This window comes from Thermocatellispora tengchongensis, assembly GCF_014202315.1.
GTDB classification, from domain to species: Bacteria; Actinomycetota; Actinomycetes; order Streptosporangiales; family Streptosporangiaceae; genus Thermocatellispora; species Thermocatellispora tengchongensis.
In genome coordinates this window covers 277,675-301,515 of record NZ_JACHGN010000004.1, presented here as the reverse complement: position 1 = coordinate 301,515, position 23,841 = coordinate 277,675, and the positions used below count along the sequence as shown (strand labels likewise).

At 73.3% G+C, this 23,841-nt stretch carries 22 protein-coding genes; 13 read left to right on the top strand and 9 right to left on the bottom strand.

The features are described from left to right. The first annotated feature begins 228 nt into the window (after positions 1-228). On the top strand, positions 229-1,149 hold the full coding sequence (locus HNP84_RS10760; RefSeq protein WP_185049467.1) for a coiled-coil domain-containing protein: 921 nt from the start codon (positions 229-231) through the stop codon (positions 1,147-1,149). A 3-nt stretch (positions 1,150-1,152) separates the two neighbouring features. Here HNP84_RS10760 and HNP84_RS10755 read toward each other — a convergent pair whose 3' ends face one another. After that, entirely contained in the window at positions 1,153-2,499 is a 1,347-nt protein-coding gene (locus HNP84_RS10755; protein ID WP_376771858.1) for a GH1 family beta-glucosidase, read from the bottom strand. A gap of 40 nt (positions 2,500-2,539) precedes the next feature. On the opposite strand from HNP84_RS10755, the gene HNP84_RS10750 reads away from it, so the two are divergent. Further along, positions 2,540-3,190: a TetR/AcrR family transcriptional regulator gene (locus tag HNP84_RS10750; protein ID WP_185049465.1), complete on the top strand. Its 651-nt coding sequence runs from the start codon at positions 2,540-2,542 to the stop codon at positions 3,188-3,190. A gap of 34 nt (positions 3,191-3,224) precedes the next feature. Beyond that, positions 3,225-3,680, top strand: a complete 456-nt coding sequence (locus HNP84_RS10745; RefSeq protein ID WP_185049463.1) for a MerR family transcriptional regulator — start codon at positions 3,225-3,227, stop codon at positions 3,678-3,680. Between the two features lie 110 nt (positions 3,681-3,790). Here the strand turns inward: HNP84_RS10745 and HNP84_RS10740 are convergent, their stop codons facing one another. Then, positions 3,791-4,696 (bottom strand): hypothetical protein, encoded by a 906-nt coding sequence (locus HNP84_RS10740; RefSeq protein WP_185049461.1) that lies wholly within the window; start codon positions 4,694-4,696, stop codon positions 3,791-3,793. Between the two features lie 102 nt (positions 4,697-4,798). On the opposite strand from HNP84_RS10740, the gene HNP84_RS10735 reads away from it, so the two are divergent. From HNP84_RS10735 to HNP84_RS10715, 5 genes are all read left to right on the top strand, one after another. Further along, complete coding sequence (locus HNP84_RS10735; RefSeq protein WP_185049459.1) at positions 4,799-5,392, top strand: TetR/AcrR family transcriptional regulator; 594 nt, start codon at positions 4,799-4,801, stop codon at positions 5,390-5,392. Positions 5,393-5,482: 90 nt separating this feature from the next. Beyond that, the gene (locus HNP84_RS10730) at positions 5,483-7,102 is read left to right on the top strand and encodes a penicillin-binding transpeptidase domain-containing protein (RefSeq protein WP_185049457.1); all 1,620 of its coding nucleotides are present in this window, start codon (positions 5,483-5,485) and stop codon (positions 7,100-7,102) included. Between the two features lie 265 nt (positions 7,103-7,367). Further along, the gene (locus HNP84_RS10725) at positions 7,368-8,657 is read left to right on the top strand and encodes an ABC transporter substrate-binding protein (protein WP_185049455.1); all 1,290 of its coding nucleotides are present in this window, start codon (positions 7,368-7,370) and stop codon (positions 8,655-8,657) included. A gap of 132 nt (positions 8,658-8,789) precedes the next feature. After that, positions 8,790-9,686 (top strand): carbohydrate ABC transporter permease, encoded by an 897-nt coding sequence (locus HNP84_RS10720; RefSeq protein ID WP_312924352.1) that lies wholly within the window; start codon positions 8,790-8,792, stop codon positions 9,684-9,686. After that, positions 9,683-10,558: a carbohydrate ABC transporter permease gene (locus HNP84_RS10715; protein WP_185049451.1), complete on the top strand. Its 876-nt coding sequence runs from the start codon at positions 9,683-9,685 to the stop codon at positions 10,556-10,558. Before HNP84_RS10720 ends, HNP84_RS10715 begins: the two co-directional genes overlap by 4 nt. On the opposite strand, the gene HNP84_RS10710 is transcribed toward HNP84_RS10715, so the two are convergent. Continuing rightward, complete coding sequence (locus HNP84_RS10710; protein ID WP_312924349.1) at positions 10,548-11,549, bottom strand: helix-turn-helix domain-containing protein; 1,002 nt, start codon at positions 11,547-11,549, stop codon at positions 10,548-10,550. The two genes, HNP84_RS10715 and HNP84_RS10710, sit on opposite strands and share 11 nt — an antisense overlap. 112 nt (positions 11,550-11,661) lie before the next feature. On the opposite strand from HNP84_RS10710, the gene HNP84_RS10705 reads away from it, so the two are divergent. From HNP84_RS10705 to HNP84_RS10695, 3 genes are read left to right on the top strand one after another with little or no spacing between them, the layout of a single operon-like run. After that, positions 11,662-12,864, top strand: a complete 1,203-nt coding sequence (locus tag HNP84_RS10705) for an MFS transporter (protein WP_185049449.1) — start codon at positions 11,662-11,664, stop codon at positions 12,862-12,864. A 10-nt stretch (positions 12,865-12,874) separates the two neighbouring features. After that, positions 12,875-15,400 (top strand): DUF7824 domain-containing protein, encoded by a 2,526-nt coding sequence (locus HNP84_RS54850; RefSeq protein ID WP_185049447.1) that lies wholly within the window; start codon positions 12,875-12,877, stop codon positions 15,398-15,400. A 5-nt stretch (positions 15,401-15,405) separates the two neighbouring features. Beyond that, positions 15,406-16,275: a hypothetical protein gene (locus HNP84_RS10695; RefSeq protein WP_185049445.1), complete on the top strand. Its 870-nt coding sequence runs from the start codon at positions 15,406-15,408 to the stop codon at positions 16,273-16,275. A 5-nt stretch (positions 16,276-16,280) separates the two neighbouring features. Here the strand turns inward: HNP84_RS10695 and HNP84_RS10690 are convergent, their stop codons facing one another. From HNP84_RS10690 to HNP84_RS10665, 6 genes are all read right to left on the bottom strand, one after another. Continuing rightward, entirely contained in the window at positions 16,281-17,300 is a 1,020-nt protein-coding gene (locus HNP84_RS10690; protein WP_312924346.1) for a LacI family DNA-binding transcriptional regulator, read from the bottom strand. Positions 17,301-17,361: 61 nt separating this feature from the next. Further along, a complete protein-coding gene (locus HNP84_RS10685; protein WP_185049443.1) occupies positions 17,362-18,162 on the bottom strand; it encodes an IclR family transcriptional regulator in 801 nt (266 codons plus the stop codon). Then, complete coding sequence (gene pcaC, locus HNP84_RS55950) at positions 18,146-18,550, bottom strand: 4-carboxymuconolactone decarboxylase (RefSeq protein ID WP_185049441.1); 405 nt, start codon at positions 18,548-18,550, stop codon at positions 18,146-18,148. Before pcaC ends, HNP84_RS10685 begins: the two co-directional genes overlap by 17 nt. Before the next feature lie 4 nt (positions 18,551-18,554). Further along, complete coding sequence (gene pcaD / locus HNP84_RS10675; protein ID WP_312924345.1) at positions 18,555-19,328, bottom strand: 3-oxoadipate enol-lactonase; 774 nt, start codon at positions 19,326-19,328, stop codon at positions 18,555-18,557. Continuing rightward, positions 19,325-20,641 carry a 3-carboxy-cis,cis-muconate cycloisomerase gene (gene pcaB / locus HNP84_RS10670; protein WP_185049734.1) on the bottom strand — a complete coding sequence of 439 codons (1,317 nt, stop codon included), beginning with the start codon at positions 20,639-20,641 and terminating at the stop codon, positions 19,325-19,327. The genes pcaD and pcaB overlap by 4 nt, the downstream gene beginning before the upstream one ends. 16 nt (positions 20,642-20,657) lie before the next feature. Continuing rightward, a complete protein-coding gene (locus HNP84_RS10665; RefSeq protein WP_312924343.1) occupies positions 20,658-21,857 on the bottom strand; it encodes a thiolase family protein in 1,200 nt (399 codons plus the stop codon). A 258-nt stretch (positions 21,858-22,115) separates the two neighbouring features. On the opposite strand from HNP84_RS10665, the gene HNP84_RS10660 reads away from it, so the two are divergent. After that, positions 22,116-23,051 (top strand): ABC transporter substrate-binding protein, encoded by a 936-nt coding sequence (locus HNP84_RS10660; RefSeq protein WP_246518017.1) that lies wholly within the window; start codon positions 22,116-22,118, stop codon positions 23,049-23,051. Next, complete coding sequence (locus tag HNP84_RS10655; protein WP_185049434.1) at positions 23,048-23,824, top strand: ABC transporter permease; 777 nt, start codon at positions 23,048-23,050, stop codon at positions 23,822-23,824. Before HNP84_RS10660 ends, HNP84_RS10655 begins: the two co-directional genes overlap by 4 nt. Positions 23,825-23,841 lie beyond the last annotated feature (17 nt).

The window sequence follows — 23,841 nt, the reverse complement described above, 5'->3', positions numbered from 1 at the left end:
CGGCCGTGCGCCGGGCACAAGGCCGGGGCCCAAAGTGACCGAATCATGTTCTGTAGTTGCTTGGCAAGGTTACCGGGTGGGACGTCCGGCGGAAGGAGCAACGATCCCCATCAGATCGCCCGATACTTCGCTAAAGGGGCGTCAGTTCCCCGGTTCGGGTGGCAGCGATCAAGATCACCTTCTATAGTTCCGGTCAGCCTGGTTGGGATCGCCGAGGGGAGGACGCGCGTGAAACCCGGCCGTGGGCCGCTCCGCCCCGTAGCCGTGGCGTCGCTGCTCGCGTGTTTGCTCCTCCTCACGCCGGTGGCCCCCGCCTCCTCGGCCGCCGCGAAGCCGCCTCCCCAGAACGAGCTGGACAAGCTGACCAAGCAGGCCGCCGCGCTGAACAAGCGCTACCGGGGCCAGGTGCAGAGCCTGGAGGAGGTGCGCGTGCAGGCCAAGAAGGCCGCCGACCGCGCGGCCATGCTCAAGCGCCGCCTCGCCACGGCCGAGCGCGAGGTCGCGGCGTACGCGCAGCAGACCTACATGGGCGGCTCGCTCGACTCCGCCGCGATCTTCGCCATCAACGGCGACCCGTCCTCGGTGCTCGGCCCGGCCGCCACCATGAGCCACCTCGCCACCGAGCGCGCCCAGCAGCTCCAGCGCATCCAGGATCTCGTCGCCTCGGCGAAGAAGGCCGAGAAGGCCGCCGAGGACAAGATCGACAACCTGAAGAAGGAGATCGCGACCCTCAAGGGCAAGCGCCGCGACATCGAGAAGCTGCTGGCCAAGTACGGCTTCCAGACCCCCGGCGGCGCCGAGGGCCTGACCCAGCGCATGGTCTCGGTGCGCAACGCGGTGCTCGGGCAGTTCCCGATGCCCTACGGCTACGGCTGCCTGCGCCCCGGCGACCCCGGCGACCACGGCTCCGGCCGCGCCTGCGACTTCATGATGAGCAGCGGCGGCCGCATGCCCAACCAGATCGACCTGGAGCGCGGCGACGCCCTGGCCCAGTGGGCGATCACCAACGGCCCCCGGATCGGCATCATGTACATCATCTGGAAGCAGCGCTACTACGACGTGCGCACCGGCGCCGGGTGGCGCCCGATGTCCGACCGCGGCAGCATCACCGCCAACCACTGGGACCACGTGCACATCTCGGTGTTCTGACGCTCACCTGCTCGCGATGTGGCGCTTGAGCCAGTGGAAGGACTCCTTCGGGGTGCGCCGGCCGGTGGCGAAGTCCACGTGCACCAGGCCGAAGCGCTGGGTGTAGCCGTGTGCCCACTCGAAGTTGTCCAGCAGCGACCAGACGAAGTAGCCGCGTACGTCCACGCCCTCGGCCACGGCGGCGTCCACGGCGCGGATGTGCGCGTCGAGGTAGTCGATCCTGGCCGTGTCGCGCACCCGGCCGGAGGCGTCGGGCTCGTCGGGGTAGGAGCAGCCGTTCTCGGTCACGTAGACGGGCGGGAGGGCGGCGCCGTACCTGGCGCGCAGGCCGGTGAGCAGTTCGCGCAGGCCGTCGGGGACCACCGGCCAGCCGAAGCCGGTCACCGGGTATCCGGTGATCTCGGCGTTCTCGAACGGGAGCGTGCCGGGCTCGGCAGGGGCCGCGATCCGGGTGGGGTTGTAGTAGTTGACCCCCAGGCCGTCCAGCGGGGCGGCGATGGTCCGCAGGTCGCCGTCGCGGACGAAGTCCGGCGCGCTCACGCCGTACGCGGTCAGGTCCGGGTATTCCGCCAGCAGCACCGGATCGGTGAACAGCCGGTTGTGCAGGATGTCGTACGCCTCCGCGGCGGCCAGGTCGGCCGGGGAGCCGGAGGCCGGCCACACCGGCGTGCAGTTGTTGGTGATCATGACCTGGCCCGCGCCCCCGGCCCGCAGCGCGCGCACGGCCAGGCCGTGGCCGAGGAGCTGGTGGTGCGCGGCGGGCAGCGCGCCGGTGAGCAGGGCGTGCCCGGGGGCGTGCAGGCCCATGGCGTACCCCCAGGCCATGTGCACGAACGGCTCGTTGAGCGTGATCCACAGCCCCACCCGGTCGGCCAGCCGCTCGGCCAGCACGCCCGCGTAGTCGGCCAGCCGGCCGGCGGTGTCGCGGTTCAGCCAGCCGCCCTCGTCCTCCAGCGCCTGCGGCAGGTCCCAGTGGTACACCGTGGCCACCGGCACCACGCCCGCGGTGCACAGCGCGTCCACCAGCCGGTCGTAGAAGTCCAGGCCGGCCGGGTTGACCGGGCCGCGTCCGGTGGGCATGACCCTCGGCCAGGAGATCGAGAACCGGTACGCGCCGGCACCCAGGTCGGCGAGCAGCGCGATGTCCTCGGGCCAGCGGTGGTAGTGGTCGCAGGCGACGTCGCCGGTCTGCCCGTCGGCGATCCGCCCCTCCTGGTGGCTGAAGGTGTCCCAGATGGAGGGGCCCTTGCCGTCCTCCGTCGCGGCGCCCTCGATCTGGTAGGACGCGGTGGCCGTACCCCACAGGAACATGCGCGGGCCCTTCCGCAGGGAATTGCGAGTGTCGCTCATGTTAACGCCTTTGGTGAGGTATCGGGTGGATGATGGGGGAATGACGAACGTCTCGGGAGGAACGCTGCGCCGCCGGCCCGCGCAGCGCCGCAGTCTGGAGCGAGTCGAGCGGATGCTCGACGAGTGCGCGAACCTGCTCGACGCGGTGGGGTATGAGGCTTTGACCACCAAGGAGGTCGCGCGCCGGGCCGGAGTGCCGATCGGGACCTTCTATCAGTTCTTCCCCGACAAACAGGGCCTGGTACGCGCGCTGGCGTTGCGCAACCTGGAGGCGTTCCTGGCGCGGATCACGGCCCGGCTGGGCGAGGCCGAGCTGTCCCACTGGACCGACGTGGTGGACCTCGCCGTGGACGAGTTCGTGGAGATGAAGCGGACCATCCCCGGTTTCCTCGTGGTGGACTTCGGGGAGGTGCTCACCGCCCCCGGCGGACCGGCGCTCAAGGGCACCGACCGCATGCTCGACGCCGCCTTGGAGAACAACGAGGTCGTGGCCGATCGGCTGCGCGCGCTGACCGTCGAGCGGCTCGGCGTGCCCGCGGGGGCCGCGCTCGACCGGGCGCTCCTGGTCGCCGTCGAGGCGGCCGACGCGGTGCTCAAGCTGGCGTTCCGGGTCGATCGCCAGGGCGACCCCGGCCTGATCGCCGAGTGCAAGCTGCTGGTACGCCGCTATCTCGCCGACCATCTGCCTTGACCTGGAGCCCACTCCAGGTGAAATCCTGCTGCGTGTGAGTGTCTACACGCCAGGACAGGTTGCAGAGGAAACCGGGTTCAGTCTGGACACGCTGCGTTACTACGAGCGGATCGGGCTGCTCGAACCCGTCGGCCGCAACGCGGCGGGCCAGCGGCGGTTCACCGACCGCGACATAAGCTGGCTCGGCATGGTGCGCTGCCTGCGCGACACCGGCATGCCGATCGCCGAGATGATCAGGTTCGCCAAGCTCACCCGCGCCGGCGACCACACGATCGCCGACCGCATCGCGGTCCTCGGCGAGCACGACCGCCGGGTGGAGGAGCAGATCGCCCACCTGCGCAACCAGCAGCAGGCCATCAAGAGGAAGATCCACTACTACCGCGACGCCCTGGCCGCCCAGCAGGCCGCGGAGCCCGACGCGTGCGACGGGCTCCCTGAGGTCCCCGAGAGCCCGGCGGGCCTGTCCGAGGCCCATCCCGTCGCGCGATAGGCCGCCCCGCCCGCCGCGTCCCTGATTCGTGGATGAGGGCGGGGTTCGGCCTTGCCCTGCTCCGGGCACGCGGCCACCACCGCGGCGACCCGCACCGCGTCACCCGCCGATCAGGGTGCGGTCGAGACGGAAGACGGCTGGCCCCTCCGAGGCGCCGCATTGGAGCGGGGCGCCGCGGTGGCCCGCAGCAGGGCGACCGAGTAGAGCACGCCTGCCGCTGCCGACACCATGGACGCGACCAGCAGGGGGACGCGGACGACGCCGTCGTGGCCGAGAGCTGCGAAGGTCGGTCCGGACAGGGTGGCCACGCTGCAGCCGACCCAGGTCGCCACGATCGCCCGGCGCGGATGCCGGGCGACGAACCCGCGCGCAAGCGGGGTGGCGTAGCCGATCGCGACCAGCAGGCCGTTGATCACCAGCACGGTCCGCTGGGCCGGGCTCTCGAATCCGGCCGGCCCGCCGGCCTCAGGCCCTGCGACCGCCCAGACCAGCAGGGCCAGGGCGTATCCGAGCAGCGGGGCCGCGCAGACCGCGGTGATCGTCCAGCGGGGTGGCCGAGGGCCGGTCGCGAAGATCCGTGGCCAGCGTTCCATCGCGTGCAGGAGGACCAGCACCGCCAGGCAGCAGCCGAGCAGGCCGAAGCCGCCGTAGATGACGGCGAACACCCAGCCGGCCAGCCCGTCTCCACTGCCGGCCGGGACATCCGTGCCGCTGATCAACTGGATCAGGAGCCCCGCCGGGAGGCCGAGCGCGATCGGGGCCAGCAACCCGGTTGCTCCCCAGGCGGGCACCAGCACCAGCCAGGCCGGCAGGCGGTGGCTGATCGGCCGCCCCAGCACCACCGCGAGCCCTATCGCGAGCAGGTCCATCCCCACCGTGAGGTAGTTGCCGGCGACGTGACGCGGATCGTTCATCAGTGCCCGGCCTTCGGCGCTGGTGATGCCGATCGTCGCTCCTGACAACCAGGCCAGCTTGAAGACCAGGTACGGCACACAGGACAGGACCGCGACGATCATCACGGTCCGCCGTAGAACCCGGCCTCGCTCCGCCGATTCCATGATCACCCCACGAATTAGAGAGCATTCTCTAGAATAAGGGTAGCGGCTAAGCTCGTGACGATGCCCAGGAGTCCGTCGTTCACCCATGATCAGATCCTCGATGCGGCCCGGGACGCGGCCTTCGAGCACTGGCGGTCGGCCACGGTCGGCCACGTCACCGCCCTGCTGGGCGCACCGTCGGGATCGATCTACCACCGCTTCGCCTCAAGGGACGTGCTCTTCGGATCGGCCTGGATCCGCTCGATCAGGGCCTTCCAGGCCGGGCTGACGCCGGCGGCCGAGACCGGCGACCCGATCGAGGCGATCGTGCGAACGGCCTTGTGGATCCCCGAGTTCTGCCGCCGCCACCCGCGTGACGCCCGGATGATGACCGTCTTCCGGTACGCCGACCTGGTCGCCACCGGCCCGCCCCAGCTCCAAGAGGAGCTCCGGCACCTCAACGACCCGGTCCTGGACCATCTTCGGCGACTGACCGAGCGACGCTACGGACGCATCACCCCGCACGGGCTGGAGGTGGTCACGCTGGCATGCCACGACTCACCGTACGGCATCGTCCGGCCGATCATCGGCGAGCGCATCCCGGCCTGGATCGACGACGCCGTACGCGTGACCAGTACCGCCCTGGCCCATCTGGACGACACCGCTCATCCCTGATCGGAGGCGGTGAGGGCCTTGGCCTGATTCTGGGCGGGGGCGGGGTTCGGCGTTGCCCGGCATCGGGGTACCGGCGGGTCGGGAGGGGCGATGGCGGCGGTGCGGGCGAGGCGGATGAACGTGCCGCTGCGCCGCGTCGCGTACGCGTGTGGGCTGATGTTCTTCGCGCTGCTCGCGGCCCTGAACCACGTGCAGGCGTTCCGGGCCGACGGATTGCGTGCCGACCCCCGCGACCCTCGGCTGCGCATCGAGCGGCTCGACCGGCCGCGTGGCGACCTGCTCACCCGCGAGGGCAGGCTGATCGCCACCAGTCGCAGGACCAGCGGGCCGTACTCCCATCGGCGTCACTACCCCGCCGGGCGTGTGTTCGCGGCCGTCACCGGGCACGTCTCGCTCAACGGGGCTCGGGGGGTGGAGCTGGCCGGGGAGGCGGTGCTCACCGGTCAGGACCCTCGGGTGCGGGCGCGCTCGCTGGTCGGCGGGGGCGATGTGGACGGGGCGCCGCAGACCGGCACGATCAGGCTGACCATCGACGCGGCGGTGCAGCGGGCGGCGTACCGGGGGCTGCGGGCCGCCGGGCGCAGGGGAGCGGTGGCGGCGCTGGACCCGGCCACGGGCGCGATCCTCGCGCTCGCCTCGTACCCGACCTACAACCCCAACCGCTACGCCACCTTCGACCCCGCCAGGCTGGAGCGGGTGGAGCGGCGGCTGGGCGCCGCGCCCGGCACGCCGCTGCTGAACCGGGCGCTCCAGCGCACGTACCCGCCCGGCGCCGCGTTCCAGATCGTCACCGCCGCAGCCGCGCTCGGCCGCGGCGGCCACACCCCGCTCACCAAGGTCTCCGTGCCGGCCGGCGCCCCCGGCTCGCCTACGGCCTGTTCGGGTACCCGGATGGCGCTGGCGCGGGCGTTCGCCGCGTCCTGTGGCACCGCCTTCGGCCGGCTGGGGGCGGAGTTGCGGCCCGGCGTGCTGCGTGAACAGGCCGAGGGCTTCGGCTTCAACGCCGGTGACCTCACCGTGCCGCTTCGGGTCGCGCCCAGCGTCTACCCGGCCCGGCTGGACCGGGCCGGGAGCGCGCCGGCGGCCATCGGACGCGGTGGGGTGCGCGCCACGCCGCTCGGCCTGGCCATGACCGCCGCCGCGGTGGCCAACGGGGGCGCGCTGATGCGGCCGTACCTGGTGCAGGAGGTACGCCTGGCGGACGGCACCTCCGTGGAGGGCGCGCGGGTGGCGCAGTACCGCAGGCCGATCTCGCTCGGCGTCGCCGGGGAACTGGCCGCGATGCTGGCCGAAGCCGCCCGACCGGGCGGCGCCGCCGAGAACGTGGCGCTTCCCGGCGTCGAGGTGGCCGCCATGGGCTCTCCTGCCGCGCCCATGACCGGCCCGCTCGGCCCCGCGGCGTTCGGCGAGCGCATCCTCGGCCTGGCCGAACCCCCGGTCGCCGGCGCCCACGGGCGTGCCGGGGCCGTCCCCCCGCCTGTGGTGCCGTCGCGCACGGTGGCGTCGGATGTGGTGGGGTCGGGTGTGGTGGGGTCGGATGTGGTGGCGCCGGAATCCGCGCCGTCGGTGCTGGTCGCGTTCGCGCCCGCCGACCGGCCGGTGATCGCGACCGCCGTGGTGCTGGAGGCGCCGGCGGGGCCGTACGACCCGCGTAAGGAGGCCGCCGCCACGGCGCGGGTCGCGCGGGCGGTGCTGGAGGCCGTTCTGTAGTCATCTGTACGCCTTGACGGGCGACGTGTAGAGGCCGCAAGCGTGCCGGGCCCCGGGCCGCCGCGCCGGAGGATCTGCGGCGGCGGCGCCGGGAGAGCGCTCTCGTATGCGGAGACGTTACGCCACACACCTTGACGCCGGAGTTGGTGAAGTGGGTTGATGGGCCTAACTGACAACGTTGTCAGGATTGACCGACGACGGTGCTCGGGGGACGCGCGCTCTGCGCGTGTCCGGTCTACTTCAACCCCTGAAGGGACGGATATCGATGCGACGACGGTGGGTCTCGGCCGTCGCGATCACCATGGCGGGCCTCCTGTCTCTCACCGCTTGCGGCGGCGGCGAGGACGGGCAGGGCGCGTCCGGCGGTGAAGCGGCCAAGAAGCAGGTTGAGGTCTTCTCGTGGTGGACGGGCCCCGGCGAGGCCGACGGGCTCACGGCCATGCGCGAGATATTCGAAAAGCAGAACCCGAACCTGACGTTCTTCGACGCCGCCGTCGCGGGCGGCTCCGGCGACAAGGCGCGGGCGCTGCTGACCACCAAGCTCCAGGCCGACACGCCGCCGGACACCTTCCAGGGGCACGCGGGCGCCGAGCTGCAGGGCTACATCAAGGCGGGCGACCTCGAACCGGTCAACTTCCTCTACGACGAGCTGAAGCTGCGCGACGTCTACCCCAAGCAGCTCATCGACCAGATCACCGTGGACGGCAACATCTACTCGGTGCCGGTGAACATCCACCGCTCCAACGTGCTGTGGTTCAACCCGGCCGTGCTCAAGGAGGCCGGGGTCGCCGGGGCGCCGAAGACCATCGAGGAGTTCATCACCGCCCTTGAGGCCGTCAAGAAGACCGGCAAGGTCCCGCTGTCGATCGGCTCGGAGTGGACGGCCGTCCACCTGCTGGAGAACGTGCTGCTCGGCTCGCTCGGCACCGAGGCGTACAACCAGCTCTGGACCGCGAACTCCGACTGGAGCGGCCCGGCGATGACCAAGGCGCTGCAGGACTTCCAGAAGATCATGTCGTACGCCGGCACCCCGCAGGACGACTGGCAGCCCGCCGCCAAGCAGGTGGCCGACGGCGAGGCCGCGTTCAACATCATGGGCGACTGGGCGTACGGCTACTTCCACAACCCGCCGGAGGGCGGCCTCGGCAAGACCTCCAAGACCGACTTCGACTGGGCGCCCGCGCCCGGCACCGAGGGCACGTTCATGTGGCTGTCGGACAGCTTCACCCTGCCCAAGGGCGCGCCGAACCGCGACGGGGCCATCGCCTGGCTGAAGGTCGCGGCCAGCAAGGAGGGCCAGGACGCCTTCAACCCGAAGAAGGGCTCGATCCCGGCCCGTACGGACGCCGACAAGTCGCTGTACACCGACTACCTCGCCGACGCCCTGTCCGACTGGAGCAGCAACAAGCTCGCCGGCTCCATCCAGCACGGCGTGGTCGTCAACGACGCCTGGCGTACCGCGATCAACGAGGCCGTCGGCCTGTTCCAGCAGGACCAGGACGTCGCCAAGTTGCAGCAGGCCCTGGCCGCCGCCGCCAAGAGCAGCGGGCAGTGAGCGGCGGACAGTGCGTTCGGCCGCGGGGCTGACGGCCGGAAAGGTTGACGGGCACGTCTGATCGGGATGCGGGCGCCCGAGCCGAACGCCTCGGCTCGGGCGCCCGCCCTGCGTGAAGAGGAGTCTTTGCCGGTGAGAAGCGTGCGCAGGTGGCTGCCGGGCCTGCTGCTGGTGTCCCCCTCGATCGTCGCGATAGCGGTGTTCGTCTACGGGATGCTCGGCTGGAACTTCCGGCTCGCCATGACCGACAAGCACGATGAGATATCCGAGGGGCAGTTCGTCGGGCTGACGAACTTCGTCGAGCTGTGGGACCAGCCGCGCTGGACGATCTCGGTGAACCACGCGATCGTGTTCACGATCGTGTTCGTACTCGGGGCGCTGCTGCTCGGCCTGCTGCTGGCGTTCCTGATGGAGAAGGGGATCAAGGGCGAGGGGACCTTCCGGGCGATCTACCTGTTCCCGATGGCCGTCTCGTTCGTCGCCACCGGCATCGTGTGGCGCTGGCTGATGAACGCGGGCCAGGACGAGCGCGCGGTCGGCCTGAACCGGCTGTTCGACGGGCTGGGCCTGGACTTCCTGCAGTGGCAGTGGTTCCGCGACCCCGACTGGGGCATGGCCGCCATGGCGATCCCCGCGATCTGGCAGATGTCGGGCTACGTGATGGCGCTGTTCCTGGCCGGCTTCCGCGGCGTGCCCGAGGAGCTGCGCGAGGCCGCCCGCGTGGACGGGTGCAACGAGTGGCGGGTCTACCGCTACATCGTGTTGCCCTACCTGCGCCCGGTCACGCTCTCCGCGCTGATCATCCTGGGCCACATCTCGCTCAAGGTCTTCGACCTGATCGTCGCGGTGGCCGGCAAGCAGATCATCACCGACGTCCCCGCGGTGTTCATGTGGGTCGCGGTGTTCGACTCGCACGACCCGGCCAAGGGCGCGACGATCGCCGCGTACATCGTGCTGTCCGTGACCGTCTTCGTGGTGCCGTACCTGATCTGGTCGGTGCGCAAAGAGAGGAAGGAGAGGCGGTCATGAGCACCACTGTGGCGCAGGTGGGGCGGCATGAAGCGCCGGTCGAGAGGTCGAGGGTACGCGGGCGGGTCGCGCTGACCGTCCGGTACGCCCTGCTCATCCTGTTCGTGCTGGTGTTCCTGATCCCGGTGTACGTGCTGCTGGCCACCAGCTTCAAGCCGCTGACCGAGGCCGACCCGAGCCAGGCGTGGAACCTGCCGCAGATTTGGACCTTCGAGGCGTGGCGGGTGGCCTGGGAGAAGCTGAGCCCCGGCCTGTGGAACAGCGTGCTGCTGGCGGTGCCGGGATCGCTGATCTCGGCGATGCTCGGCTCGATGAACGGCTACGTGCTGTCGAAGTGGCGCTTCCCCGGGGCCGACCTGGTGTTCACGCTGTTCCTGTTCGGGATGTTCATCCCTTATCAGGGGGTCATGATCCCGCTGGTGCAGTTGATGGTGAACCTGGACATCTACGGCGACATCCCCGGGCTGATTCTCGCGCACGTCGTCTACGGCATCCCGATCTGCACGCTGATCTTCCGCAACTACTACGTCACGATCCCCGACGAGCTGATCGAGGCGTCGCGCGTGGACGGGGCGACGATGCTGCGCACGTACCGGTCGGTGATCCTGCCGGTGTCGGGGCCCGCGTTCGCGGTGGTGATCATCTGGCAGTTCACGTCGCTGTGGAACGACTTCCTGTTCGCGGTGTTCCTGACCGGGCCGCAGAGCTGGCCCGCCACGGTGCTGCTGAACAACATCGCGGGGGCGCAGGCCACGCCGTACAGCCAGCAGATGGCCGCGGCCATCCTGGCCTCGGTGCCGACCATGATCGTGTACGTGCTGCTCGGCCGGTTCTTCATGCGCGGGCTGATGGCGGGCGCGCTCAAGGGCTGAGCGAGGGCCCCTCCCCGGCCCGCGCCAGCAGGTCGCCCAGCTCGGTGCGGTGGTACAGCACCGAGCGGCCGGTACGCGTGCCCGCGACCGCGCCCGCCGCGCGCAGCGCGGCCACATGCTCGCCCGCGGTGCCCAGGCTCACCCCGAGCACCGCGGCGAGCTGGGTGGTGGTGGCGGGCTCGGCCAGCTCGGCCAGGACGCGCGCCCGGGTGCGCCCGATCAGCGTGGCCAGGCCGCGCGGGGCCGGCCGCGGCACGCCGACGCCGCGGGCCGGGTAGATCAGCGCGTACGGCCACGCGTCGTCCAGGAACGCGGCCACCCGCCGGTTGAACACGGTCGGCAGGAACAGCAGGCCCCGCCCGCCCAGTTCGTGCCGCCGCATCTCGTCGGCGGGGCCGATGGCCAGCTCGATGTGCCCGGCGCGCCAGCGCACCTGCTCGCCCAGGTCGTCCAGGGCCTCCCCCCACCCGTACGCCGCCAGCCGCCCGGCCCGCTGCACCACGTCGCGCTCCAGCACGGCGCGGAACCGGGGCCACTCGGCGGCGACGATCTCGGTCCAGGCGGCCTCGAACGCCTCGGCGATCACCCGTACGACGTCGGGCCCGCGCAGGATCTCCAGCACCCCGGGGGAGGGCGGCCGGGGCAGCCGGGCCAGCACCCGCTCGATCTCCGCGTGGGCCAGGGACAGCGGGGTCCCGCGCATCCGGGCCAGCTCGTCGGCGAACGCGGCCCGTACGCCCGTGGGCGGGGGCGCGATGAAGTCGACGTTCGCGCTGCCCCGGTTCCCGGAGATCGCGGCGATGGCGTCCAGTCCCGGGTGCCGCCGGGCCAGCCGTGCGTACGCGCCCCGCCACCGTGCCACCCAGGCCCGGTGCGGGCCCGCCTCCGCCCGTCCCGACAGCGTCCACAGGGCGTGCATGGTCTCCAGCAGCGGGGACACCGCGAACCTGGACGCCGCGAGGTCGGCGGAGGTGACCTCGATCCGGATCACCCCAGCCCGTCCTTTCGGATATGTCCGAAAGCTTAGCCAGGTGCGGCCCGCCTCACGCAGCATCGACGCCGGGTCTCGGGCACGGGACATCGGCGGGCGGAAGGAGCAGGCCGTGGAGGCTGCGGCGCGGTTCCGCGACGTGTTCGCGGTCCGGGAGTTCCGGGTGCTGTTCGGCGGCTTCGCGCTGCTCGTCATCGGCGAGCAGGTCAAGATGCTGGCGCTGTCGGTGCTGGTCTACGCGCGCACCGGATCGGCCGGGCTGTCCGCGCTGGCGTACATGGCGGGCTGGCTGCCGTACCTCGCCGGGGGCACGCTGCTGCTCGCCCTGGCCGACCGGCTGCCCCCGCGGGGCCTGATGGTCGCCGGCGAGCTGACCCGGCTCGTGGTGTGCCTGGCGCTGGCCTTCGCCGGGCTGCCCATCTGGGCGATGCTCGCGCTGGTGCTGGTCACCGGCCTGTTCGCGCCGGTGTTCGGCGCGGTCAGGAACGCGGTGCTGCCCGACCTGCTGCCCGGCGACGCCTTCGTGCTCGGCCGGTCGCTGCTCGGCGTGACCTCCGCGAGCGCGCAGATCGCCGGGCTCGCCGTGGGCGGCGCGTTCATCGCCCTGACCGGGCCCGAGGGCGCGCTGGCCGGCACGGCCGCCCTGTCGGGTGTGGCGGCGGTGGTGCTGCGGCTCGGGCTGCCCGGCCTGCCGGCGCGCGGCGAGAGGCGGGCGGGCACCGTACGCGCGACGCTGCGCGGCAACCGCGAGCTGCTGGGGGACCGCCGCGTACGCGGCCTGCTGCTCGCCCAGTGGCTGCCGGTGCTGTTCCTGGCCGGCGCGGAGGCCATGTTCGTGCCCTACCTGACCGGGGCGGCCTCGGCCGCGCTGGCCGCGGCGGCGGCCGGGATGGCGGCGGGGGAGTTCGCCGTGGGCCGCTTCGCCCGCCCGGCGCTGCGCGAACGGCTGGCGTTCCCGCTGGCCGCCGCGCTCGGGCTCCCGCTCACCCTGTTCGCGCTGCGCCCCGGCCCGGTGGCCGCCGCCGCCCTGGCCGCGCTCGCGGCGGCCTGCCTCGGCTACAACCTGGGGCTTCAGCGCCGGTTCGTGGACGCCGTGCCCGAGCGGGTGCGCGGGCAGGCGTTCGGGGTGGCCTCGGCGGGCCTGATGACCGGCCAGGCCGTCGGCGCGGCCCTGGTGGGCGTACTCGCCGAGCTGACCACGCCGCACCACGCCATCGCCCTGTCCGGCCTGGGCGCGGTGGCCGCGGCCCTGGCGCTGCGCCGCCACCTCACGCCCGTACGGGAAGGCGTGGAAAGTGTCGGAGCGGCTCACTAGTGTCCGCGGCATGGACCACTGGGGCGAGATCGAGAAGCTGATCGAGCAGCGCTACGCCGCCCGGCTCGCGGAGCGGGTCACCGAGCTGGACTCCGCCGCGCGCAAGGACGTCGCGGCCCGATTACCGGGCCTGCTCAAGAAGCTGAAAGGGCGGTTCGAGGAGTCCTGGGACGGCGCCCTGGCCCCGTACGCGACCGTGCTGCGGGTGGCCGGGGCGGCCACCCTGGGCGGGGCCGCCGCGGTGGCCTCCTGGCTCTACCGGCGCGACTTCGCCCCGCAGTGGGACGGCCCCGACAACGACGTGGAGCTCATCCTCGCCGTGACCGCCGACCGGCCCGCCGCCTGGCGTGCCGACCTGGCCGAACGGCTGGTCCTGCGCATGCGCACCGGCGACGATCGCGGCATGCCGCTCGCGCTGGCCATGGTCCGTCAGACCGGCATCGACCCGCCGCGGCACGACCCCCTGGTGGTGGGCTGGGTGCAGGAGGTCCCGCCGGAGCCGCCGTACGCCGACCCGCTGATCGACACGCTGCTGCCGCGCCTGTTCGAGGCCGAGGGCGTGGGCCGGGCGCTGCAGTGGTGGCGCGAGACCGACCAGGGCTGGCTCGGCGCGCTGCTGAAGATGGCCGAGGCGGGCCGGGTCGGGCGCGAGAGCCTGATCGAGGGCTGCGTGCACCGCTTCCTGCTCGGCGGCTCGGCCACCGACCTGCGCTTCTTCGCCCGCCTGCACGAGGCGCTGGCCCCCGCCCCGGAGGAGGTCGAGCCGCGCGTGCGCGACTACGTGCGGCTGCTGGCCGCGTCCCCCGGCCCGGTCGCCGAGGCGGCCGTGAAGCACCTGCGCGCGCAGCCCGCCCTCGACCCCGGCCACCTCGCCGAGATCTGGGATTCCCTGCTGTTCCGCCCCGAGCGCAAGCTCGTCAAGGCCGGTCTGACCTGGCTCGACCGGGCCGTACGCCGTGATCCCGCACTCGCCGGCCGCATCGCCGCGCCCCTGGCCCGCGCCTTCGCCGCCGAGTCGGCCGAGTTGCGGGAGCGGGCGGTGACCCTCGCGCTCGCCCACGTGGCCGCGATGGGCGAGCAGGGCCGCGCCACCGTACGCGAGGCGATCCCGCTCCTGCCGGCCGAGCTCGGCGAGCGCGCCGCGGCGGCCTTCCCCGGCGCCGAGGTCGCGGTGGAGGAGGCCGAGCCCGCGCCGCCCCCGCTGCCCGAGCCCCCGCCGCGCGCCACCCGCCTGCCCGCCCCGATCGAGACCGCCGCCGAGTTCGCCGAGGTGCTCGCCGGTGAGCGCGACTGGGCGGCGTGGGAGCGGCTGCTGGCCGGGTTCGTCGTGCTCGCCCACCGCGACCGCGAGGCCCTGCTCGCGGTGCTGCGCGGCGAGATGTACCGCAACCACTACGCTCGCCTGCACGTCTACAAACAGTGGGACCACGCCGACTACTGGCTGATGGCCGCGGCCCGCACGCTCGACGGCGCGTCCCCGGTGGCCGGGGCGTGGCGCGACCGGTTGCCGCGCGACCGCCCGATCGCCCCACCGGCGCTGCTGCTGTTGCACCGGGTGGCCGAGATCCACAAGGCCGCCGAGGAGGGCACCCTGCCGCCGCTCCTCCTGGCCACGCCCACGTTGTCCACCGGGCACGTCGAGGCGGCCGAGCTGGTGCGGCGGCTTGAGGTCCTGGAGGCCGCCGGGGTCAAGCCGCCGGCCGCCGACCTCCAGCAGGCGCTGCTCCGCCTGCCCCGCACCCCCGACCCCGAGGCCATGGCGCGGGCGGGCCGGCTGACCTCCGGCGCGGCCCGCATCGTCGCCGCCTGGACCTGTCCCGAGGCCGAGGTCTCGGTGCGATGGCACGCGCCGGATGAGTGCTTCGAGCCGGAGGCGAACGCGGCGCCGACCGGGCTGCCGCTGGTGGACCTGGTGCTGGGCAAGGTGCGCCACCACGACGTCCAGGGCACCCATCTGGCCTGGTGGCCCGCCACCCTGCCCTCCCACCGCGAGGTCGCCGCGGCCCACCTGCTGCCCTACCTGCTGCCGAGCTACTGGAGCCCCGTGCTCGGGGATGAGGTCACCCGGCTCGTACGGGCCGAGGGGCCGGTGGGATCGGCGCTCGCGCTGCTGCTCGCCCGCATGCTCGCCGACCCCCGGCGCCCCGAGGAGGTCGAGCCGGTGCTGGAACTGGCCGCCAGGGGCGAGCTGCCGGCCGCCGAGCTGGGCCGTCAGCTCGCCCTGCTCCTGCGGGTCGGCCGGGTCCGGATGGGCGAGCTGGTCACCGGTCTCGACACGCTGGCCCGCGAGGGCGGCCACGCCCAGGCATGGCAGGCGACGGCCGCCGCGCTGCCGCTCCTGCTGCCCGCCACCGGGAAGCGCCCCCGCCACGGCCTGGCCGGCCTCCTGGCGCTGGCCACCACCCTGGCCACCTGGTGCGGCGCGCGCGGCGAGATCCCCGAAGTGCGCGACACCGCCGCCCGCGCCGGCTCCAGCGACCTGGTGCGCGAGGCCCGCCGCCTGCACGCCCTGCTCACCGCCCCGAAGGAGGCATAGGCGCCATGGGTCCGTCTTACGGTTCGCGCCATCACCAGGCCCACGCCCTGCGCATGCGGATCGGCGACCTGGCCCGTGCGGCCGCCGCCCCAGGCTGGTCCCGCCTCACCGTACGCCGGGCGCAGGTCGGCACCCTCGCCCGCACGACGGTGACCCGCGACGGCGAGCCGATCACGGTCGCGGGCCTGGACGAGCCGTTCCAGCGCCTGCGCGAGGTCTCCTGGACCGAGGGGGCGGGCACCTGGTTCACCTGCGAGCTGACCTTCACCCCCGGCACCCGCGGCTACACCGGCCGCGTGGACGACACCGACCGGCCGTTCGAGGACACCGTGCCCGGCCTCGTCGCGCTCGGCGAGCTGGCCGCCCACCCGCGGGATCGGGTGCCGCCCTGGCTGCTGGACGCCCTCCCCACGGCAGTCCCGCTCCCGCTGCCCCAGCAGCCCGGCCACCGCGACACGGCGTCATGGCCCGGCGGCGGGAAGCCGGTGCCCGCGATCTCCGGCGAGCTGGCCTACGTCCCCGCCACGCGCACGACCGTAGGCGGCTTCGAGCTGGTCGAGGAGCGCGACCGGACCACACTCGTGTTCACCGACGGCCGCGCCGGCCATGACCGCCTGATCTGCGTGGGGCACGGCAGCGCCTACTGGATCGCCCGCCCCGAGGCCAGCGGCACCAACACCGGCGTGCGCTCGATCACCCTCGACGGCGCCGTACTCCGCTTCGACCTCACCACGGAGGCCGCCGACGCGATGTGGACCGGCCCCACGTTCGAGGTGCGTCTCGACCTCCCGCCCGACCGGCTCACCGCCCTGCGGGCCGCGCTCGGGCGGGTCCTCGCCGCCACCTCCCTGAAGGAAGCCCTCGTCGGCCTGTGACGGGATCACGGTGGGGGCAGTTCACCGCTGCCGCGGGCGATGAGGTGGGTGGGCAGGCGGATGCGCCGGGCCGGGCCGGTGTGGCCCGACAGGCGCCGGAAGAGGAGTTCGGCGGCCACGCGGCCCAGGCCGGAGGAGTTCTGCGCGATCACGGTGACGCCGGGGACGATCAGGTCGGACAGCTCGAAGTCGTCGAAGCCGACCAGGGCCGGATGCGGCGGGGGCCGGGTGGCCAGGACGCGCAGGGCGGTGACGGTGAGGCGGCCGTTGCCGGTCAGGAGGGCGGTGGGCGGGTCGGGGAGTGCGAGCATCCGGGTCAGCTCGACGGCCATCCGGGCCTGGCCGGGCGGGCCCATCGAGATCAGGCGGTCGTCCGCCGGGATGCCCGCGGCCTCCAGGGCGGTGCGGTAGCCGTGGAGGCGTTCGGCGGCGGTGAAGATGGCGGGGTGGTCGCCCAGGAAGGCGATCCTGCGGTGGCCGTGCCGGATCAGGTGCTCCACGCCCTGCCCGACCCCGCCGGCGTTGTCGCACAGCACCGCGTCCAGGTCCAGGCCCGGCTCCGGAGGGCGGTCGGCGAAGACGGCCACGGTGCCGGCCTTGAGCTCGGGCAGCAGGTACGCGTGGTCGTTGCCGGCGGGCACGATGATCAGGCCGTCCACGCGGCGGTCGCAGAACGTGAGCACCAGCTCCCGCTCGCGGGCCGGGTTCTCGGCGGAGGAGCCGGTGAGCACCAGCGAGCCGTTCCGGGTGGCCACGTCCTCCACCGCGCGGTTCAGCGCGGAGTAGAACGGGTCGGAGACGTCCTCGATCACCAGGCCGATCGTGGCCGTGCGGCCCCGGCGCAGCACCCGGGCGCTCTCGTTGCGGCGGTAGCCGAGCCGGTCGATGGCGGCCCTGACCCGGGCCGCCGTCTCCGGGTTGACTCCCGGCTCGTCGTTGACGACCCGGGAGACGGTCTTGAGCGCCACCCCGGCTGCGGTGGCGACGTCCTTCATCGTGGGGCGCCCCCGCGCGGCATCGGTCACGCACCGATCATCCCGCATCACGGGCACGGCTGACAACGTTGTCAGCGGCAGGATCGCGAGGTCAGGGCGCCGACAGCCGGGAGCCGGTGGCCTTGGTGGCGTGCAGGTCGGCCTCGATCCTGGCCGCGGTGGCCAGCAGCGGCGGCAGCAGGTCGCGGCGGGCGGAGTCGAGGCTGGTCCGGCTGGCGTGGGTGGAGATGTTCACCGCGGCCACGACCTTGCCCGAGCGGTCGCGGATCGGCGCGGCGATCGAGCGCAGGCCCTCCTCCAGCTCCTGGTCCACCATCGCCCAGCCCTGCGCCCGCACCCGGGCCAGCTCGGCCGACAGCGCCGCCGGGGAGGTGATCGTACGCGCCGTCATCCGCCGCAGCCCGGCCGACTCCAGGTAGGCGTCCAGGCCGGGCATCCAGGCCAGCAGCACCCGGCCCATCGAGGTGCAGTGGGCCGGGAACCGGGTGCCGATGCTGATCGTGACCCGCATGATCCGGCTGGTCGCGACCCGGGCGACGTACACGATGTGGTCGCCGTCGAGCACCGCGACCGAGGCCGACTCGTGCACCTCGGCCACCAGCCGCTCCAGGTGCGGCTCGGCGACCTCGGGCAGCGAGAGGCTGGACAGGTAGGCGTAGCCCAGCTCCAGGATGCGCGGCGAGAGCGCGAACAGCCGCCCGTCGGTGCGCACGTAGCCGAGCTCGGTCAGGGTGAGCAGGAACCGCCGCGCCGCGGCCCGGGTGAGCCCGGTCTCCCGGGCGACCTCGCTCAGCGTCAGCTCGGGGGTTTCGGCGCTGAACGCCCGGATCACCGCCAGGCCCCGGGCCAGCGACTGGACGTAGTCGGAGCCGCGGTCAGCCGGCTCGTCCATCGGCCCCTCCCGCCTCGATGGCGCCCTCGGCCGCCAGGACCTCCTGCGCGATGGCGAAGGCGGAGTTGGCGGCGGGCACACCGGCGTACACGCCGGTCTGCAGCAGCACCTCCTTGATCTCGTCGGGGGTGAGCCCGTTGCCCAGGGCCGCGCGCACGTGCATGCCCAGCTCGTTGTGGTGGCCGAGCGCGGTGAGCAGCGCCAGGGTGACGCAGCTCCGGGTGCGGCGGTCCAGGCCGGGGCGGGTCCAGATCTCGCCCCAGGCGTAGCGGGTGATGAAGTCCTGGAAGTCGGCGGTGAAGGAGGTGGTGCGCTGCTTCGCCCGGTCCACGTGCTCGTCGCCGAGCACGGCGCGGCGGGTGGCGTCTCCGGCGGCCCACTGGTCCATGTGTTCAGCTCCCTGCGAGGTGGTCGAGAAGGTGGCCGGTCACCGCGCCGGGCTGCTCCACGTTGGCCAGGTGGGCGGCGTCGGGCACGACGACCAGCCGGGCGCCGGGGATGCCGTCGGCGATGACCCGCCCGTCGGTCTCGGGCGGCGTGGACGGGTCGTCGGCGCCGGCGAGCACCAGGGTGGGCGCGGTGATCCGGCCCAGGTCGCCGGTCTGGTCCATGGCGCCGATGGCCCGGCAGCACGCGGCGTAGCCGTCGTCGGGCGTGTCGGTGATCATCTTGGCGTACACGGCGGTGACCTCGGGGCGGCGCTCGGCGAACCCGGGGGTGAACCAGCGGCCGATGGCCGCCTCGGCGAGCGTGCCGGTGCCCTCGGCGAGGACCAGCGCCGCCCGCTCCTCCCACATCTGCGGGGTGCCGAGCTTGGCCGAGGTGCACAGCAGCGCGAGCCGGTCGATCCGCGCGGGCGCGTTGGCGGCCAGCCACATGCCGGTCATGCCGCCCAGCGACAGCCCGGCGAAACTCGCGCGCGCCACGCCGAGGTGGTCGAGCAGGGCCAGCACGTCGCCGCCCAGGTCGGCCACCGTGTACGGCCCGGGCGGCACCGGCGAGCGGCCGTGGCCGCGGTGGTCGTACCGGATCACCCGGAAGCGGTCGGCGAGGGCGGTGAGCTGGGGGTCCCACATGGCGGCCGTGGTGCCGAGCGAGCTGGACAGCACCAGCGGGGGAGCGTCGGGGTCGCCGATGATCTCGTAGTGGACGGGGGCGGTCATCATGCTCCAGTTGCGTCGTGGTGGTGGGCGGCCAGGGCGCGGTCGATGAAGACCTCCGCCGAGCCGAGGTATCCGGCCGGGTCGAGCGCGGCGTCGATCTCCTCGGGCGTCAGCGCCACATTCTCCTCGATCAGCGCCTCGCGCAGCGGCACGCCCCGCTCGACGGCGGCGGCGCAGGCCGCGTCCACCGTACGCCGGGCGTCGGGGCCGCCGCCGAGGGCCGCGACGACGTGTTCGGCCATCGGCAGCCCGCCGGTGAGCTCCAGGTTGGCCCGCATGCGTTCCGGATCGACGCGCAGCCCCTCCAGCACCTCGCGCATCCAGGACGCCGCGCTGCCGGTGAGCCGGAGCAGGTCGCCCAGGGTCTCCCACTCGGCCTGCCAGGGGCCGGCGGCCCGCTCGTGCTCCTGGGCCATGCCGTCGAGCACCGAGGCGACCAGCCCCGGCACCCGCTGCGCGCAGGCCAGCGCGGACATCGCGCCGACCGGGTTGCGCTTGTGCGGCATCGCGCTGGAGGCGCCCCGGCCGGGGGCGGCGGGCTCGGCGGCCTCGGCCACCTCGGTCTGGGCGAGCAGCTTCACATCGGTGGCGATCTTCGCCAGGGTGCCGCAGGTCATGCCGAGGGCGCAGGCCAGCTCGGCGACCGGGGTGCGGTCGGTGTGCCAGGGCAGCACCGGCTCCTCCAGGTCGAGCTCGGCGGCGAGGCGGGGGATCACCTCGTGGCCCCGGCCGCCGAGCGCGGACAGGGTGCCGGCCGCGCCGCCGTACTGGACCGGGAGCCGCAGGCCCACCAGGGCGGCCCGGTCGCGGCCGAGCGCGGTGAGCCAGCCCGCGGCCTTGAGCCCGAAGGTGACCGGCACGGCCTGCTGCCCGACCGTGCGCCCGGCCATGACCGTGCGCCGGTGGGCGTCGGCGAGCGCGGCGCAGGCGTCGCGGATCGCGTCGAGGTCGGCGATGAGCGGGGCCAGCGCCCGGCGCGCGACCAGCATGGCGGCGGTGTCGTTGACGTCCTGGCTGGTCGCGCCCCGGTGGACGTGCTTGCGGTGCTCGGGCGGCACCTGCTCGCGCAGCGCCGCCACCAGCGGGATCACCGGGTTGCCGGCCGGGCCGGCCAGCTCGGCGAGCTTGCCCACGTCGTACCGCTCGGGCGCGCACGCGTCCTCGATGGCCGCGGCGGCCTCGGGCGGCATCAGGCCGAGCCCGGCCTGCGCGACCGCGAGCGCGGCCTCGACGTCGAGCATCGCGGCCAGCCAGCCCGCCGCGGACACCTCGGGCGCGGTCGAGCCGCGCGCGAAGGTTCCGGAGAACAGGTCCATGAGCACCCCCGGGTCCTCAGACTCCTTCGAGGACGACGGCCAGACCCTGGCCGACGCCGATGCAGATCGCGGCCAGGCCGTAGCCGCCGCCGCGCCGGTGCAGCTCCCAGGCCAGCGAGCCGAGGATGCGCGCGCCGGAGCAGCCGAGCGGGTGGCCGATCGCGATGGCGCCGCCGTTGACGTTGACGATCTCGGGGTCGAGGTCGGGCCACTCGGCCAGGCAGGCCAGCGACTGGGCCGCGAACGCCTCGTTCAGCTCCACCGCGCTCAGGTCGGACCAGCCCAGCCCGGCCCGCTTGAGCGCGGTGCGGGCGGCCTCGACCGGGCCGCTGCCGAACAGGTGCGGCTCCACTCCGGCGGCGGCGCGGGAGACGATCCGGGCCAGCGGGCGGCGGCCGGACATCTCCGCGCCCGCCTCGTCGCCGATCAGCAGCGCGGCGGCGCCGTCGTTGAGCGGGGAGGAGTTGCCCGCGGTGACGGTGCCGTTCTTGCGGAAGACCGGCTTGAGCCGGGCCAGCGCCTCCAGGGAGGATTCGGGGCGGATGCCCTCGTCGCGCTCCAGCTCGGTGCCGGGGACGGGGACCACCTCGTCGGCGAAGACGCCGCGCTCCCAGGCCGCCGCCGCCTTCTGGTGGCTGCGCAGCGCGAACGCGTCCTGAGCCTCGCGGGTGACGCCGTACTTCTCGGCCAGGATCTCGGTGCTCTCGCCGAGGGAGACGGTCCACTGCTCGGGCATGCGCGGGTTGACCATGCGCCAGCCGAGCGCGGTGTCGTGGAGGGTCTGCGGGCCGCGGGCGTACGCGCGCTCGGGCTTGAGCTGCACCCAGGGGGCGCGGGTCATCGACTCCGAGCCGCCCGCGACGACCAGGGAGGCATCGCCCACCGCGACCGCGCGCGAGGCGGCGATGGCCGCCTCCAGGCCCGAGCCGCACAGCCGGTTCACGGTGCTGCCGGGCACGGTCACCGGCAGCCCGGCGAGCAGCACCGCCATGCGGGCGACGTTGCGGTTGTCCTCGCCGGCGCCGTTGGCCGCGCCGAAGATCACGTCGTCGATGCGGGCCGGGTCGAGCTCGGGCGCCCGGTCGGCCACGGCGCGTACGACGTGCGCGGCCAGGTCGTCGGGGCGGACGCCCGCCAGCGCGCCCCCCACCCTGCCGATGGGCGTGCGCACGGCGTCGAGCACGAAGACGTCGGTGGTGGTGGTCGGCGGCGTCACGGGTCCTCCTGTCAGCTCCATCATGCGGCACACCGCGAACGCGGTACGCGACCGGGGCGTTCGTATGGCGAACCGCAGTTCGTCGGTGACCTTACGCAGGTCATAACAGCCCGGTCAACGCGGCCACAACGCTCCTTGACACTCCAGGAAAGAGCGGCGTAACTTCCGCGATATCACGATGTTCGGTCAAAGAATATCTGTACGGATCGCGAACAGGCGGGAGCCTCTATGCGCCGTTCCCTCACCCCCTTAGCCGCCTTGACCGCCGGCATCCTGCTCACCGCCACCTCGGCCTGCGGCCCCTCCGGCTCCGGCGGCACCGGCGGCACCGCCCAGGGAGGCAAGGACAAGGTCAACGCCGGTGTCATCGCGATCGTGGACACCGCGCCCATCCACCTCGGCAAGGCCAAGGGCCTGTTCGACAAGCAGAACATCGACCTGACCATCACCCCGGTGCAGGGCGGCGCCGCCGCCGTCAGCGGCACGGTCAGCGGCCAGTTCCAGTTCGCCTTCGCCAACACCACCTCGCTGCTCACCGCCAAGGAGCAGGGGCTCGACGTCAAGGTGGTCGCCAACGGCGTCTCCTCCACGGGAGAGCAGGGCAAGGACTTCAGCGCCGTCCTGGTCAAGCAGGACAGCCCGATCAGGTCCGCCAAGGACCTCGCCGGGCGCAAGATCTCGGTGAACCAGCTCCGCAACATCGGCGACACCACCGTGCGCGCCTCGGTACGCAAGGCGGGCGGCGACCCGTCCGGCATCGAGTTCGTCGAGCTGGCCTTCCCCGACGCGCCCGCCGCGCTGCAGAACGGCCAGGTGGACGCGATCTGGGTGGTCGAGCCGTTCGTCAGCCAGGCCCGCGCCCAGGGCGCGCGGCCCGTCGCGTGGAACTTCGCCGACGCCGCCCCCGGCCTCACCGTGGCGATGTACTTCACCACCAGCAAGACCGATCCCGACCTGGTCAGGCGGTTCAGCGCCGCGATCAACGAGTCGCTCCGGTACGCCGACTCCCACCCCGGCGAGGTCAGGGAGATCCTGAAGACCTACACCAAGATCGCGCCCGAGGTCATCGCCGAGATGAACCTGCCCAAGTGGCCGGCCGAGGTCAACAGGGAGTCCGTGCAGACCATCGCCGACCTCGCGCTCGCCGACGGGGTGCTCAAGACCAGGGCCGACGTCGCCTCGCTGATCCCATGAGCGGCCTGCCCCGGTGGGCCCACGGGGCGGTCGGCCTGGCCGTCATGCTCGGCGTCATGGAGGCCGTGCCCCGGCTCGGCCTGGTGGACCGGCGGTTCCTGCCGCCCGCCTCCGAGATCCTGGCCACGCTCGCCCGGGAGCTGGCCACCGCCGAGCTGTGGCTCGCGCTGGGCGAGACCATGCGCGGCTGGGCCATCGGCCTCGCCATCGCCTTCTGCGCCGCCGTCGTGCTGGGCGTGATCATCGGTACGGTCCCCGGCCTGCGCGCCGCCACCCACTCCACCGTCGAGTTCCTGCGCCCGATCCCGTCGGTGGCGCTGATCCCGCTCGCCACGCTGCTGTTCGGCGCCTCCCTGGGCTCCACACTGCTGCTCGTCGTGTACGCCTCCTTCTGGCAGGTCCTGATCCAGGTCCTGTACGGCGTGGCCGACGTGGACCGGGTCGCCTACGACACCGCCCGCTCGTACGGGCTGTCGGCCTGGTCCCGCGTCCGGCACCTGATCTGGCCGACGGCGCTGCCGTACGTGATGACCGGGCTGCGCCTGGCCGCCGCGGTCGCCTTCATCCTGGCCGTCACCGCCGAGCTGGTCATCGGCGGTCCCGGCCTCGGGCTGTCCATCCAGGTCGCCCAGTCCAGCGGCGCGGTCTCCACGGTGTACGCCCTGGTGGTGCTGGCCGGGCTGGTCGGCATCGCGGTCAATTCGGCGGTGCGGCTGCTGGAACGCAGGGTCCTGGCCTGGCACCCGTCCGTACGCTCGGAGGTCCCCGCGTGATCGTCAGGTTCGCTGCG